The following is a 14,674-nucleotide window of genomic DNA, read 5'->3' on the forward strand; positions in this document are numbered from 1 at the left end:
GTTGGTGCGCAACCGGCTTGAGGATCAGTTCTGCTGGGACTCCAGCTGCTGACGATTACGTCGCACGAACTGATAGGTCACTGCCAGCACAAGGAACCATAGCGGCGTGACGATCAACGCCTGACGGGTGTCGCTTTCCAGGCTCAACAGCACCAGGATGAACGCGAAGAACACCAGGCACACGACCGACATGACACGCCCGCCTGGCATCTTGTACTTCGAGGCCAGGTGCAGCGCCATGCGATTCTTGCGGTAGCTCAGGTACGACAACAGGATCAGGGTCCAGACGAACATGAACAGAATCGCCGACACCGTGGTCACCAGGGTGAAGGCTTCGATCAAGTCGGGAATCACGTACATCAGCGCCGCACCCAGGAGCAGGCAGGTGCAGGAGAAGTACAGGCCGTTGGCCGGCACCTTGCGGCTGGAGAGGTGTTCGAAGCTACGTGGTGCGTCGCCTTGTTGAGCCAGGCCAAAGAGCATACGGCTGGTTGAGAACACACCGCTGTTGGCCGATGAAGCCGCTGAGGTCAGAACCACAAAGTTGATGATGCTCGCCGCCGCCGGCAGACCCGCGAGGACGAACAACTCTACGAACGGGCTTTTGCCCGGGACCACATCGCGCCACGGGGTAACGACCATGATGGTGATCAGCGCGAGCACGTAGAAAATGATGATCCGCACTGGAATCGAGTTGATCGCGCGCGGTAGCGTGCGCTCCGGGTTCTTCGCTTCTGCGGCAGTGGTGCCTACCAGTTCGATACCGACGAAGGCGAATACGGCAATCTGGAAACCGGCGAAGAAACCCATCAGGCCATGGGGAAACATGCCACCATCGTTCCACAGGTTGGCCAGATCGGCGGTGCGACCGGCGGGCGACTCGAAGCCTACCAACACCATGTACAGGCCGGTGCCGACCAGGGCCAGGATGGCGACGATCTTGATCATGGCGAACCAGAATTCGATTTCGCCGAACATCTTCACCGTGATCAGGTTCAGTGACAGCAGCAGACCGACACAGGCCAACGCTGGCGCCCATTGCGCAAGGTCGGGAAACCAGAACTGCGAGTAGGCGGAGATGGCAATGACGTCGGCAATACCGGTAATGATCCAGCAGAACCAGTAGGTCCAGCCGGTGAAGTAACCCGCCCAGGGACCGAGCAGGTCGGCGGAGAAGTCGATGAACGACTTGTATTCCAGATTCGACAGCAGCAGTTCGCCCATGGCGCGCATGACGAAGAACAGCATGAAGCCGATGATCATGTACACGAAGATGATGGACGGGCCAGCCAGACTGATGGTTTTGCCCGAGCCCATGAACAGACCGGTGCCGATAGCGCCACCGATGGCGATTAGCTGGATATGACGATTGGATAGACTGCGTTCGAGGTGTTCGTGTGCATCAGGCGAGGGGTGTTGCGGGGACAGATTCGCGGTCATAGGCTAGGCATTCCGTTCAGTGCAATTTCTTGTGCGCGTTAGGCTAACACGCGCCTTCCTGGCGCAACCGCGACAATATGCCTCAAGACCAAAGCGCGGTTGACGCCGATCAACGCTTGCGCATCAGGGCGATGAAAAACAGACCGCCGGTAGCTGCAGTGGCGATGCCGATGGGAAGGTCCTCGGGCGAGATCAGCGTGCGCGCGGCAACATCGACCCAGATCAGGAACAGGCTGCCGAGCAACAGACACACCGGTAGCAGGCGCGTGTGTTCGGCACCGACCAGGCGCCGGGCAATGTGCGGGATCATCAGGCCGACAAAGCCGATGGAACCGCTGATCGCCACCAGTACACCGGTCAACAGCGAGCAGATCAGAAATGCTGCCAGGCGGACCGAACGGGCATTCAAACCGAGGGTGACCGCGGTTTGCTCACCGGCCATCAGCGCATTGAGCGCCCGGGCCATGCCCAGCAATAGGGTGAGGCCGAGCAATACGCTGATCGCCGGTATCGGCAGCAGCTCCCAGCGAGCCAGGCCCAGGCCGCCGAGCATCCAGAACATGACCGCGGAGCTGGCGCGGTGGTCGCCGAGAAACAGCAGCAGGTTGGCGATAGCCATCATCACGAACGCGACCGCCACGCCGCACAGCAGCAGGCGGTCGCTGTCGAGCCGGCCGCCGCGGCTGGCTATCGCCAGCACCAGCAGCATGCTGCACAGGGCGCCGATGAACGCTGCAAGTGGCAGCGTCAGCATGCCCAGCACTTCACCGATATGCAGTACCACCAATACCGCACCAAGGGTGGCGCCGGAAGTGACGCCGAGCAGATGCGGGTCGGCCAATGGGTTGCGGGTCACCGCTTGTAATACGGCGCCGATCATGGCCAATCCACCGCCCACCAACGCGGCGAGGAGCATACGTGGTACGCGAATGAGCCAGACAATATGCTCCTGACCCGTGCTCCAGGCAGGTACCTGGGGGGCGATACCGAAGACCTTGAACGCCAGCACGCGCCACACGACCTCGACGGGTACCGGCGCTGCACCAAAGCCCAGGGATACCACGCAGGACACCAGCAGCAGGCCAACCAGAGCGAGCAACAGCAACCGATAGCGATTCATGCGCCGTGCAGGCCTGCGGCAATGGCTTCGATGGCCTCGACGTTTTCCAGGCTGGGCGTGGCTGCCACATAGGGAATAACCACGAAGTGCTTGTCGCGGATCGCCTGCACCGACTGCAATGCCGGGTGCTGCTCGAGGAAGGCCTGCTTCTGTGCGGCGCTGATTTCGCCGTAGTCGACGATGACGATCACTTCAGGATTGCGCTCGACCACGCTTTCCCAGTTGACCCGCGTCCAGCTGGCTTCGATATCGTCGAGCACGTTGTGACCACCGGCAGCCTCAATCAGTGCCTGGGGCATCCCCAGGCGCCCGGAGGTCATGGCCCGGTCTTCGCCACTGTCATATAGAAACACGCGCGGGCGCTGTGCAGGCAAGCGCTGTTGCACCACAGCGATGCGTTGTTGCATCTGCTCGATCAACTGCTCGGCTCGCGCTTGCACATCGAAGATTCTGCCCAAGTTGCGCAAGTCGGTATAGGTGTCGTCGAGGCTGGCCGGCGGGCGCTTCATGACAAAGGCACAGGACTCCGTCAGTTCGTACACCGCAATGTCCAGGGGCGCCAGGGTCTGTGGGGTCAGGTCGCCACCGACACGCATACCATAGTCCCAGCCGGCGAAAAGAAAATCGACATTGGCGTTGAGCAGGGTTTCCACCGACGGATACTTGCTGGCCAGCTCCGGCAAGCCATCGAGCTCTTTGCGCAGTTCAGGCGTGACGGCTTTCCAGCCACTGACACCGCTGTAACCGACCATGCGCTGGCGCAGGCCGAGGGCGAGCATCATCTGCGTCATGTTGATGTCATGGCTCAAGGCGTGCTCAGGGGCCTTGTTGAAGGTGACCTGGCGGTTGCAGCTTTGCACGGTCAACGGGTACTGGGTGGCCTGGGCGAAAACGCTGGTGCTGGTCAGCAGGCCCAGCAGCAGGAGCAGGGTGGTTCGAATCATCGCTGGGTTATCCAGGTAAGGCGTGGGTGGTCGGCGAGAGGGTGGCGGTCAATCAAGGCCTGTACACCAAAGACCTTATGCAGTAGTTCGGTTGTGAGGACTTCGCTTGGCGTACCGCTGGCAACGATACGGCCGTGGTCGAGCACATACAGGCGGTCACAGAACGCCGCGGCCAGGTTCAGATCGTGAATACTCGCCAGGGTGCCAATACGCAGGCGGCGCACTTGCTGCAAAAGCTCCAGTTGATAACGAGGGTCCAGATGGTTGGTCGGCTCATCGAGGATCAGCAGCTGTGGCTGCTGAACCAACGCCCGGGCCAGAATCACGCGCTGCTTTTCGCCGCCCGACAGGCTGGCAAAACTGTGCTCGTCAAAACCTCCCAGGCCGACGGCGTGCAGCGCCGCTTTCACCCGTTGGCGATCTTCGTCGTTGTCGCCATCGAACAGGCCTTTGTGCGGCGTACGTCCCATGGCAACCACTTCTTCGACGTTCAGGCCGAAGGCATCGGGAAACTCCTGCAGTACCACAGCGATGCGCTGGGCACACCATCGCGGCGACTGTCGCCATAGATCGTGCTCATCGAGCCTAATCTGGCCGCGCTCGGGTTTGTTGAAGCGGTAGGCACAGCGCAACAGGCTGGTCTTGCCACTGCCGTTGGGGCCGATCAGACCGACGAACTCACCGGCGTTGACCCGCAGGTTGACCTCGCGAAGCTGGAACTGATGATGACAATGGCCGTGGCCCAACGGCGACCAGTGCAGGTCGCTGATGCTCAGGGTACTCATGACAATCCTGTCGTAAACGGGCGGACATGTTAGCAGTTAACAGCTCGGGTCCGGTGTTATGCCATCCGGACCACAGGCTGGCGCCCACTCAAGACACTTCCCCACAGACGCTGCGCATTAACGGTTTCAGTGGGCAGTTGCTTGCACGCTTCGCACCCGCCACATCCGATCGAGCAACCACACCAGCAGCATCGATCCTCCAACCAATGGGAACACCGCACCCAGTATCAGCATGATCACTGTAGCGGTCTTCCAGCGTGGCAGGTCATGACGCAAGGGTGGCACCCCAAGGCCACCCTCGGGACGCCGTTTCCACCACATCACCAGGCCGCTGACGGAGCCGAGCAGGATCATCAGGCACACCAGCAGTATGATGATCTGATTAAGCGGGCCGAACATTTTCCCCTCATGCAACATCACACCGAGTTCCGTGGCGCGGGCAACATTGTTGTAGTCCTGCCAGCGCACATCCACCAACACCTTGCCGGTGTACTGGTCGACATGCAGGGTGGCGTCGTTGCGTGGATCGTCGGCAAATACGGCAATGGTGTACACGCCATCGGCGCTGGTGGGCAGGGTGATGCTGTAGCCCGGTTCGACAGAGCGTGTGCTGGCCAGGTTCTGGATTTGCTCCAGGCTGACCTGCGGGGCAGCAGGCGCACTCATCGCCATGGCGTGACCGGCATGCTCGGCATGAGCGCCGGACTGCGGCATGGGCGTGTTTTCAACAGCCCACGGCACTGTCTGGCGCGTGGCGCTGTTGAGCTCACGGGCCTGCTGGTCGGATTTCGGTACATCGTTCCACATTGCCGCGGGGAAGGTGTTCCACACATCGGCATACTTGGCGCCCCAAAAGCCGGTCCAGGTCATGCCGCTGAGCAGCATCAACAGCAACAGGGCCGAGCCCCAGAAACCGGTGACGGCATGCAGGTCGCGCCATAGCAGGCGCCCGCGGGCATTCAGGCGTGGCCAAAGCACGCCGCCGGTGCGCTTGCCGCGCGGCCACCAGAGGTACAAGCCGGAGACCACCAGCACGATGCCCCAGCCTGCGGCCAGCTCCACCACGCGATCGCCGATGGTGCCGACCATCAGCTCGCCATGCAGGGCCCGCGCAACTGCCTGCAGGTTGTTCTTGGCATCCTGCTCGCCCAGCAACTGGCCGTCGTAGGGGTTGATGAAGACATTCAGTTCGCGACCGCCGTCCTTGACCACGAACTGCGCGCTACGGTCGGTAGCAATGGCCGGCAGATACTGGCTCACCTGACCTTTGGGGTAAGCCTGTTGTACTTGCTGCAGCAAGCTGTCGGCGCTTTGTCTGTGGTGCCCGGTTTCTACCACCATCAGGTTGCGATAGAGCAGCGGGTCAAGCTGTGGCTTGAACAGGTAGATGATTCCGGTGATCGCCAGCAGGATCATGATCGGGGCGACGAAAAGTCCTGCATAAAAGTGCCAACGCCAGGCCAGGTTGTAAAAGCTTATCGGGGGTTTGCTCATGGTGTGCTCCCATGTTGGCAGGGTATGGCGCGATCGACGATCGCGCCTAGAACAGGTTCAGAAACTCAGGTCGACCTTGGTCCAGAGCGTGCGCCCCGGCTCATTGATTGCCTGTGGATCACTTGCGGGATAGCCAAAGCCGGCATTGCCCGCCAGGTTCAGGTGTTCTGCGTAAGCCTTGTCGAACAGGTTGTCGACCCCGGCGCTGAGCTTGAGGTTCTTGCTGACCTTGTAGCTGCCATTGAGCGAAAACACGCCGAAACCCGCACTTTTTTCGTAGTCCTTGCCGACCACATTGCCGTAATTCTCTTCGATACGGTTTTGCGCGGCCACCACGCGCCAGAGTGCGCCAGCGCTCCAGTCGTCACGGGTATAAGTCAGGCCCAGGCGGCTCTCCAATGGCGGCATTTGTGGGAGCGCCGTGCCATCACTGCTGTTCTTGCCCCAAGCGTAGGCCAGGGTTGCGTCAGCTTTCCAGTTGGAGGTCAACCTATACGCTGCACCGAGTTCGCCACCCATGATCCGGGCATCTATGTTCTGCGCACGCGAGCTGCTCATGCCCATCATGTTGGTACGGTAGTCGAACAGAATATAGTCGCGGATCTGCCCGACGTAGCCCGATGCCCAAGCCTGCAGGTCGTCAGTTTGATACTGGATACCGAAGTCCAGCTGGGTGGTCTTCTCCGGCTTTATGCTGTCAAAGGCATTGACCGAGCCTGCGGGGCCCGACTTGGGTGAAAACAGCTCCCAGTAGTCCGGGAAGCGTTGGGCGTGCCCGAGGCCAACGTAGGTGGTGGCCGCGATATCTGTAAGGTCATGCTCGTAGCGAACAAAACCGCTGGGCAGGGTATCTGCTCGGGTATCGCCGTTGGTGGCGCTGGTTGCCCGATAGTCCTTGGCCGACGCGCGGTCCAGACGAGCACCGCTAATAACCCGGTCCTGATCGGCGGCGTACCAGGTCAGTTCGCCGAAGGCACCGTAGTTGTGGAAATCGGCATCTTTGGTCCAGGCCATGTCCTTGTGTACATCGATGCCCATACCGCCGCGCTGGCGATGCTCGTTGGTCTGAGCATCGACGCCTGCGATCAGTTGTAGTTCGCTCCAGCGCCAGGTGCCCTTGATGCGCCCGCCCAGGGTGCGGCGGTCGACGTTGCTGACCATCGGGCTGCCCATCATGCCCATGCCCGAGGGGGTGCGCAGGCTGTAGTTGTCCATCACGTGGTCGGCATAGTTGTAGTAGACCTGGGCTTCGAGCTTGTCCCAGACCTCGCCAATGTTGGACTTTTCAACGCGCAGGCCGAGGCTTTCGCGTTTGAATTGGGAACCGTCCATGCCGCGCCCGGCATAACGCGCCTCGCCGTCGCCCTTGCCGGCGGTAAGCTCGACCAGGGTGTCGGCATCGGGCGTCCAGCCCAACGCCACATCACCGTTCCATTTGTCCCACCGAGACGGCACGGTATCGCCATTACCATCCTCGTAGTCGTCGGACTGCGATTGGTTGCCGACAAAGCGTACGTAGCCAAGCTGGTTACCCGCAGCGGTGTCGAGGACCTTGTCGAAACGGCCGTTGGAGCCGGCCAGCAGGCTTGCGTTGACGCGACTGCCAAGCTCGCCGAATTTTTCCGGATCTCGGTCAAAGAGAATGGTCCCCGCCGATGCGCCGGGGCCCCAGATCACGCTTTGTGGACCTTTGATCACGGTCAGGCGGTCATAGGTTTCCGGCGAGATGTATGAGGTGGGGGCATCCATTCGATTCGGGCAGGCGCCGAGCATCACCCCGCCATTGGTGAGGATATTCAAGCGCGAGCCAAACATGCCACGCAGTACCGGGTCGCCATTGGTGCCGCCAGCGCGGATCGCGGAAAAACCTGGGATGGTTTTCAGGTAGTCCGCACCATCACTTGCCGGTACCGGTTGGCGTGGGTCTTTGGGGTTGGTGACGATGGTCAGCGGCGAGCTTGGAGCAACAGCGGTGATTACTGTCGGGCTCAGTTCGGCATTTTCGTGATTGTGTGCCTCGCCTGGCGGGTTGGCAGCCAGGGCGAGGGGGCTGAGCAGGGTGCCGCAAATCACGGCGAGGGTCCCGCGCAGGGACAGATGAAAGACAGCAGTGCAGCTGGACATAATGATTCCAACATCGATCGGAAATAAGGGCGCGACGGGTCAGCGGCAATACGCCGGACCAGCAAACGCGACAGGGGTGTTCAGACGATGAGGAAGGAGGGTGGCGCGCGGGTCCGGGCTCCCGGAAATACGCTTTGCCGGGCATGGCCTTGGCGGGGTTGAACGATGAGGGTACTGCTGGCAGGCGCTGCCTCGGTATTGAGCAGGCTCAGCGCTTGCGGCAAGGCAGGGCAGTGGAAGAACAGGCTGCAGTAGCCGCACTTCTCCCAAATCACATGCAGGGACTGGTTGCTGTCGTGATGACTGTCGCCGTGGCAGGCAGCGCTGCTGTCCATGGACATCGACATGCCCATGTCATTGGGCATGCCACGGTGATCCATCGGCATCGACTGGGAAACCAGTGGACCGATAAAGATCATCAACATGGCAAACAGGCTCAGCCAGCTGCCGCGTGCCCTTTTTGTGTCAGGGCGCGTGGTGCGGGATAGGCTGTTGCGGACGATGCTCATGGCGAGCTGCAGTCAGCGATCAGTGACTGTGTACTTCACCCTCGGGGGCCTGCTTCTGAACCACGACTTCCACGGTTACATCGCCGGCCTTTTCGAAGTGCATGGTCAAAGGAAAGCGCTTGCCGTCGGTAAGCAGGCTGCGATCCTTGGGCTGCATCAACATCACATGGTAGGCGCCAGGGGCGAACACCAAGTCCTTGCCTGCAGGGACCTCGACGCGTTGCACCTGCTGCATTTTCATCAGACCGTCCTTGTGCACATGTTCGTGCAACTGGGCGTCGTCGCTGATCGGGCTATCCACGCTCAACAAGGTATCGGCCGTCGTGCCGTTGTTATGGACGACAAAGTAGGCGGCAACGTTCGGCGCGTTGGGTGGCAGTTCCTGTGACCACGGATGGGTGATGTGCAGATCGCCCTTGGTGTATTCGTGGGCGTTGGCAAAGGTTGCCGGCAGCATCAGAGCAGCCAGCAGCAGGGCATTCTTGAACATGGTGATTCTCCAGTCAATTCAGGTTCGCAACAGATAGCGTAGTGAATCAGGCCAGAGGGGAGGCGCGTGGGTTCAGGGCCGGCCATAGCTGGCGTGGCGTCGGCTGGCTGGCAGTGAGCAGCACAGGTGGACCCGCGAACGCCTGCGCAGGCAGCAAAAAGCGCGGTGGATGCCCAGGCAGCGCCAACAACGGCGCAGCACCGGAGCAGCACCAGCAATGCTGCATGGTCGAGTGATCATCGTTTTGCTGGGCACCATCGATGGGACCCAGGGAAATGGCGATCAGCTTGGTGCCGCCAGTGGAACAGAACGCGCCCCAAAGCAGTTGTTCGCTCGGAGTTTTTGGCGTGGCAGCAGACAACGGCATAGCCAGCAGATTGAACAGCACTGCAAAGCAGGCGATCCAGGCATGGGCAAGCCGATGTGAGTGCATGGAAAGATCCGGTCAGGAATCGAGTGGTGGCTATTTAGCCAGAGTTGAAAGTATATGTAAAAAAGCCAGGCGTGCGATGAAGTGTCGCAGAGGCCCGGCGTTTTTGATTGTAGCCGGGTATCAAACCGCTTTATTGCGCCCCATCAATCCGCGCACGGTTTCCTGCAGGTCAGCTGGAAGCACCACGACTTTGGCGTTGTTGCTGCTGGCCAGGTTTTCCATGGCACCGATGTAGCGCTCGCCCAGCAGGTACATCGCTGGGGTGATTTCACTGCCTACGGCTTCTTTCACCAGGGTGATCGCCTGTGCCGAAGCTTGCGCCAGGTTGATCTGTGCTTCTGCGTCGAGCTTGGCCGATTGCAGGCGTGCTTCGGCTTCAAGAATGGCGGCCTGCTTGGCGCCCTCGGCGCGGGTGACGTCGGCTTTACGCTCACGTTCGGCAGCGGCCTGGCGTTCCATGGCGGACTGCATGTTTTCCGATGGCTTGATGTCCTGAATCTCGACCGAGCGCACGGTCACGCCCCAGTCTTCGGTCTGCTCCGACATGGCTTCGCGCAGGCGGGCCTTGATCTGTTCACGGCTGGACAGCGCTTCATCGAGGTCCATGGCGCCGACGATGGCACGCAGCGAGGTCATGGTCAGGCTGGTTACTGCGTAGGCGAAGTCTTGTACGCCGTAGGCGGCTTTCTGCGGATCAACGACCTTGGCAAAGCACAGTGCATTGGCGACGATGACCGCGTTGTCACGGGTGATGATTTCCTGCTGCTGCACGTCGAGGATCATGTCCTTGGTAGGCAGGCGATAGGCGACCACGTCCATGTACGGAATAAGAATGTTCAGGCCCGGCTTCAGGGTGCTGTGGTAGCGACCCAGGCGCTCGACAATCCATTCTTCGCCTTGCGGCACGATGCGTACCCCTTTGAACAGGGTAATGATGACGAACGCGGCAATAGTACCGGCGACGATAAGACTGGTCATGAGTCAATGCTTCCTTTTACTGATCAGGCCCGGGTGACCCGGACAATATTGCCTTCGATGGCAGCGATACGAACGCGCTCGCCGGAGGGAATCTGGGCATCTGCGACGCACACCCATTCCTCGTTACCGAGGATCGGCTTCTGAAAACGCACGCGGCCTTTCTGGAACTCAGAGACCTGTGCGGTAAGCAGACCGACTTCACCGATCACATTGTCAGCGGTCCAGCGGGTATCTGGCTTCTTCCTGCGCAAAACCTTGAACCACAACAGTGTGGTGATCGACGAGAACACCGCCCAGAGCAACACCTGCATATCAAGTTGCAGGTTGGGCAGCAGATAGGCGAGGAGTGAAACCAGTACCGCACCAACGCCGAACCAGAGAATGAAGAACGTCGGCAGTGCGAGTTCGAGCACAATCAGCCCGAAACCGAACACCAGCCAGATCCACCATTGCATTTCCATATGGGCGAATTCTTCCAGGGGAGGAGGGGCGTAGTGTAAGGCAGCAGGGTAGTGGCGGGCATTCAGAAAATTCTGAAGCAACTGTAAAAAACGGTGGGTTTTTTAGTTGGCTGGGTTCAGCCAGTCCTCCACTCGCAATCCCGGAACTCGCTGAAATTCGCGTAGATTATTGCTTACCAAAATAAGGCCCAGCGAACGGGCATGTCCTGCGATCATTTGATCGTAGGGGCCGACGGGTGTTCCAGCCTTGGCCAATTCCGCGCGTAGCTGACCACTGTGGGCCGCTGCAAGATTGTCGTAACTGAGAACTTCAAGGCGTGCGGCAAAGCCTTCGACCACGGATAAATTACGCTCAGGGGCGGCAGATTTTTCGGCACCGTAAAACAATTCCATAAGTGTAATTGTGCTGATGCACAGCTGACCGTGATGGCGGTTGAACGCTTCCCGGACTTCCTGAGGCCGGTTCTTAAGGGTGAATATGCAGATGTTGGTGTCGAGCATGTACTTGAGCATCAGAACCCTTCGCGCTCCTGATCAGCGGGTTGCGCCCGTGAAGCCATGAAATCCGCGCTGACGCATTCGCCCTCGAACCAGCTATCCCAAGCTTCGCCTGCAGGTGTAATGATCCGCGTTCGGCCGATGGCGACCACATCCACGCGGGTAATTTCTTCCGGAAGTGCGACGGACTTTGGCAAGCGGATGGCCTGACTGCGGTTGCTTTTGAAGACGGCACCTTGGTCCATTGAGGGCCTCCTTGGAAAGTCTGAATGTATGTCAAAGTCTATGCTGAATAAGGTATATGTCAATGGGATATACGCGCCGCCGCTAACGCAGCAAGCAACTCATCGACAGCAAAAAACGCTCGATCGACTGGCGGCAACTCCGGCCGCTTAAGCACCAGCACCGGTACGCCACGTTCCCGAGCCACTTCCAGCTTGGGCTCGGTGGCAACGCTGCCACTGTTCTTGCTGATCAGCACATCGATCTGCCGGCGCTCGAACAGTGCGCGCTCGTCTTCCAGGCGGAACGGGCCGCGCGCGCCGATGACTTCGCAGCGCTCATTGGCAGGGCAGGATTCGAGGGCGCGTAGGGTCCAGAAGTGTGCTGCGGGAATTTCATGCAGATGTTGCAAGGGCTCGCGGCCCAAGGTGAATAGTGGGCGCCGGAATGCTTGGAGCGCGCGCATTAATTCGGCCCAGTCCGCGACTTCACGCCAGTCATCACCGGGCTGGGCTTGCCAAGCGGGTCGTCTCAGCCCCCAGCAGGCAACGTTGCTGAGCTGTGCGGCGCGGGCTGCATTGGCGCTGATTTGTGCGGCATAGGGGTGGGTGGCGTCGATCAGCAGGTCGATTTTCTCGGCAAGCAGGTACGCGGCCAAACCTTCAGCCCCACCAAAGCCGCCAACGCGCACCTGGCAGTTCAGGTCGGTGGGTATTCGACCAATCCCGGCCAGGCTGTAGACATGCTCAGGCCCCAGGGTTCGGGCGATGGCCAACGCTTCGGTGACGCCGCCCAACAACAGAATACGTTTCATGCAAAGCGCCCTGCATGGCCGACGATGCCGCCCTGGCGATCAATGGCGAACACTTCGACCTGCACATGCACCGGCACCACGCTGCGAGCGAACGCCAGGGCATGGGCGCAAACTGCATCGCCGAGGGCGATGCCTGCAGCGCTGGCCATGGCCAATGCCTGCTGGCTGGTGTTGGCCTGGCAGATCGCGGCTTGTAGCTCGCTGCTGGCACCGATGTCGGCAGCCCAGCGCGCCAGCTGCGGCAAGTCGATGCTGGAGTGACGGCTGTGCAGGTCCATGTGGCCGGCCGCGAGCTTGCTGATTTTGCCAAAGCCGCCGCACACGCTGAGTTTATCCACAGGCACCTTGCGCAGATGCTTGAGCACGGCACCGACAAAGTCGCCCATTTCGATAAGCGCAATCTCCGGTAGGTTGTAGACCCGGCGCATGGTGTCTTCACTGGCGTTGCCGGTACAGGCAGCGATATGCAGGTAACCGTTGGTTTTGGCTACGTCGATGCCCTGGTGGATCGAGGCGATGTAGGCCGAGCAGGAAAACGGCCGGACGATGCCGCTGGTGCCAAGAATTGACAGGCCGCCGAGAATGCCCAAGCGCGGATTCATGGTTTTCAGCGCCAGGCTTTCGCCATCCTGGACGTTTACCGTCACTTCAAAGCCGCCGTTGTACCCGCACTCAACCGCCAGTTGCTGCAGGTGCTCGGTAATCATTCTGCGTGGCACGGGGTTGATGGCCGGTTCACCCACCGCCAGAACCAGGCCTGGACGAGTCACCGTGCCCACTCCAGTGCCGGCAACAAAGCGCACGCCCGGCTCTTGCAGCAGTCGCACGCGGCTAAAGAGCAGGGCACCATGGGTTACATCCGGGTCATCACCTGCATCCTTGAGCGTGCCGGCTTCAGCGCCATTCTGATGCAGGCGACAGAACTCCAGACGCATCTGCACTTGCTTGCCCTTGGGCAGGGTGATCTGCACTGCATCGCTTTCAACACCGCTCAGCAGCAGACGCGCCGCGGCAAGGCTGGTGGCTGTGGCGCAGCTGCCGGTGGTCAGACCGCTGCGCAACGGGGCGGGTTGTTCCTGGGTTTCGTCACGCATCAGCAGGCTTGATCGCTTCTAGCAGGGTGATGGGCAGGGCTTGGCGCCAGGTGTCGAACTCCCCCAGTGGCTGCGCCTGGGCGATGTGGATGCGGGTCAACTCACCGCCATGCTGCTCACGCCAGTTAACCAGAGCCAGCTCGCTTTGCAGGGTGACCGCATTGGCCACCAGGCGACCACCCGGGCGCAAATGCTGCCAGCAGTCTTGCAGCACGCCTTCGCGGGTTACGCCACCGCCGATAAAGATTGCATCGGGACGCTCCAGTCCTGCCAGCGCTTGTGGTGCTCGCCCGCGGATCAACTGCAGGCCGGGAACACCAAGGGCATCGCGGTTGTGCTCGATCAACAGCTGGCGCCCTTCATCGGACTCAATGGCCAGCGCCCGGCAGCTTGGGTGGGCGCGCATCCACTCGATACTGATCGAGCCACTGCCAGCGCCCACGTCCCAAAGCAACTCGCCCGGTTGTGGTGCCAGGCGGGCGAGGGTAATGGCGCGAACATCACGCTTGGTCAACTGGCCGTCATGCTTGAAGGCCGCGTCTGGCAGGCCCGCCAGCGGAGACAGGCGTGGGGCATCGGCGGATGCCAGGCATTCGATGGCGAGCAGATTGAGGTCTGCGACGCGGGTATGCGACCACTGTTCGGCGGTACCTTGCAGGTGGTCTTCTTCAGCGCCACCAAGGTGCTCGAACACATGCAAGCGGCTGGGGCCGAAGCCGCGCTCGCACAACAGGCTGGCGATGGCTGCGGGGCTGCTGCCATCGTTACTCAGCACCAGCAAGCGTACGCCGCTGTATACATGCGCGTTCAGCGCCGCCAGTGGGCGCGCGACCACTGACAGTATCGTCACCTCCTGCAGTGGCCAGCCCAACCGAGCTGCAGCCAGTGCGCAGGAGGAGGGCACCGACAACACGCGCATTTCTTCAGGTGCAAGTTGGCGGGCGAGGCTGGCTCCGACCCCGAAGAACATCGGGTCGCCGCTGGCCAGCACGCACACCGGCTCCCCGCGCAGTGCCAGCAATGGCGCCAGGGAAAAGGGGCTGGGCCACAGCAGGCGTTCGCCGCTAATACAGCGTGGTAGCAGATCCAGCTGGCGCTGGCCGCCAAAAACCCTGGTGGCGCCCAGCAGCGCGCGGCGGGCAGGTTTGCCCAAACCACTGAAACCGTCTTCACCGATACCTACTACTGTCAGCCAGGGCGACATGTGTTTTCCTCAATACCCAGCAATCCGACCGGCAGGCTTTTCATGCCTTTGGACAAAGCAGGCA

16 protein-coding genes are annotated in these 14,674 nt (G+C 60.7%); all 16 read right to left on the reverse strand.

Annotation, left to right across the window (positions count from 1 at the left end; all coding sequences use genetic code 11):
• Positions 1–24: 24 nt before the first annotated feature.
• Positions 25–1,440, reverse strand: coding sequence for a D-serine/D-alanine/glycine transporter (gene cycA, locus H8F21_RS25785; protein ID WP_203478863.1), 1,416 nt, complete (start codon positions 1,438–1,440; stop codon positions 25–27).
• A 109-nt stretch (positions 1,441–1,549) separates the two neighbouring features.
• Positions 1,550–2,560, reverse strand: a complete 1,011-nt coding sequence (locus H8F21_RS25790) for a FecCD family ABC transporter permease (protein WP_203542855.1) — start codon at positions 2,558–2,560, stop codon at positions 1,550–1,552.
• On the reverse strand, positions 2,557–3,504 hold the full coding sequence (locus H8F21_RS25795) for an ABC transporter substrate-binding protein (RefSeq protein ID WP_203585621.1): 948 nt from the start codon (positions 3,502–3,504) through the stop codon (positions 2,557–2,559). The genes H8F21_RS25790 and H8F21_RS25795 overlap by 4 nt, the downstream gene beginning before the upstream one ends.
• On the reverse strand, positions 3,501–4,289 hold the full coding sequence (locus tag H8F21_RS25800; protein ID WP_203585622.1) for an ABC transporter ATP-binding protein: 789 nt from the start codon (positions 4,287–4,289) through the stop codon (positions 3,501–3,503). Before H8F21_RS25800 ends, H8F21_RS25795 begins: the two co-directional genes overlap by 4 nt.
• A 126-nt stretch (positions 4,290–4,415) precedes the next feature.
• Positions 4,416–5,783 carry a PepSY-associated TM helix domain-containing protein gene (locus tag H8F21_RS25805; RefSeq protein ID WP_203542857.1) on the reverse strand — a complete coding sequence of 456 codons (1,368 nt, stop codon included), beginning with the start codon at positions 5,781–5,783 and terminating at the stop codon, positions 4,416–4,418.
• 57 nt (positions 5,784–5,840) lie between these two features.
• Positions 5,841–7,907 carry a TonB-dependent copper receptor gene (locus tag H8F21_RS25810; protein WP_203585623.1) on the reverse strand — a complete coding sequence of 689 codons (2,067 nt, stop codon included), beginning with the start codon at positions 7,905–7,907 and terminating at the stop codon, positions 5,841–5,843.
• Between the two features lie 80 nt (positions 7,908–7,987).
• Complete coding sequence (locus H8F21_RS25815; RefSeq protein ID WP_203585624.1) at positions 7,988–8,416, reverse strand: DUF2946 domain-containing protein; 429 nt, start codon at positions 8,414–8,416, stop codon at positions 7,988–7,990.
• Between the two features lie 19 nt (positions 8,417–8,435).
• A complete protein-coding gene (locus H8F21_RS25820; protein ID WP_203478876.1) occupies positions 8,436–8,906 on the reverse strand; it encodes a copper chaperone PCu(A)C in 471 nt (156 codons plus the stop codon).
• A 46-nt stretch (positions 8,907–8,952) separates the two neighbouring features.
• Positions 8,953–9,339 (reverse strand): DUF2946 domain-containing protein, encoded by a 387-nt coding sequence (locus H8F21_RS25825; protein WP_203542861.1) that lies wholly within the window; start codon positions 9,337–9,339, stop codon positions 8,953–8,955.
• A gap of 120 nt (positions 9,340–9,459) precedes the next feature.
• The gene (locus tag H8F21_RS25830) at positions 9,460–10,317 is read right to left on the reverse strand and encodes an SPFH domain-containing protein (protein WP_203478878.1); all 858 of its coding nucleotides are present in this window, start codon (positions 10,315–10,317) and stop codon (positions 9,460–9,462) included.
• 23 nt (positions 10,318–10,340) lie between these two features.
• Positions 10,341–10,778 carry an NfeD family protein gene (locus tag H8F21_RS25835; protein ID WP_203585625.1) on the reverse strand — a complete coding sequence of 146 codons (438 nt, stop codon included), beginning with the start codon at positions 10,776–10,778 and terminating at the stop codon, positions 10,341–10,343.
• A gap of 102 nt (positions 10,779–10,880) precedes the next feature.
• Positions 10,881–11,291 (reverse strand): type II toxin-antitoxin system tRNA(fMet)-specific endonuclease VapC, encoded by a 411-nt coding sequence (gene vapC, locus H8F21_RS25840; protein ID WP_136478351.1) that lies wholly within the window; start codon positions 11,289–11,291, stop codon positions 10,881–10,883.
• Positions 11,291–11,521: a type II toxin-antitoxin system VapB family antitoxin gene (gene vapB, locus H8F21_RS25845; RefSeq protein ID WP_136478350.1), complete on the reverse strand. Its 231-nt coding sequence runs from the start codon at positions 11,519–11,521 to the stop codon at positions 11,291–11,293. The genes vapC and vapB overlap by 1 nt, the downstream gene beginning before the upstream one ends.
• Before the next feature lie 59 nt (positions 11,522–11,580).
• Positions 11,581–12,312: a cobalt-precorrin-6A reductase gene (locus tag H8F21_RS25850; RefSeq protein WP_203478880.1), complete on the reverse strand. Its 732-nt coding sequence runs from the start codon at positions 12,310–12,312 to the stop codon at positions 11,581–11,583.
• A complete protein-coding gene (locus tag H8F21_RS25855) occupies positions 12,309–13,406 on the reverse strand; it encodes a cobalt-precorrin-5B (C(1))-methyltransferase (RefSeq protein ID WP_203585626.1) in 1,098 nt (365 codons plus the stop codon). The genes H8F21_RS25850 and H8F21_RS25855 overlap by 4 nt, the downstream gene beginning before the upstream one ends.
• The gene (gene cbiE, locus H8F21_RS25860; protein ID WP_203585627.1) at positions 13,399–14,610 is read right to left on the reverse strand and encodes a precorrin-6y C5,15-methyltransferase (decarboxylating) subunit CbiE; all 1,212 of its coding nucleotides are present in this window, start codon (positions 14,608–14,610) and stop codon (positions 13,399–13,401) included. The genes H8F21_RS25855 and cbiE overlap by 8 nt, the downstream gene beginning before the upstream one ends.
• Between the last annotated feature and the right edge of the window lie 64 nt (positions 14,611–14,674).

The sequence above is a fragment of the Pseudomonas arcuscaelestis genome (genome assembly GCF_016881005.1).
GTDB lineage: Bacteria > Pseudomonadota > Gammaproteobacteria > Pseudomonadales > Pseudomonadaceae > Aquipseudomonas > Aquipseudomonas arcuscaelestis.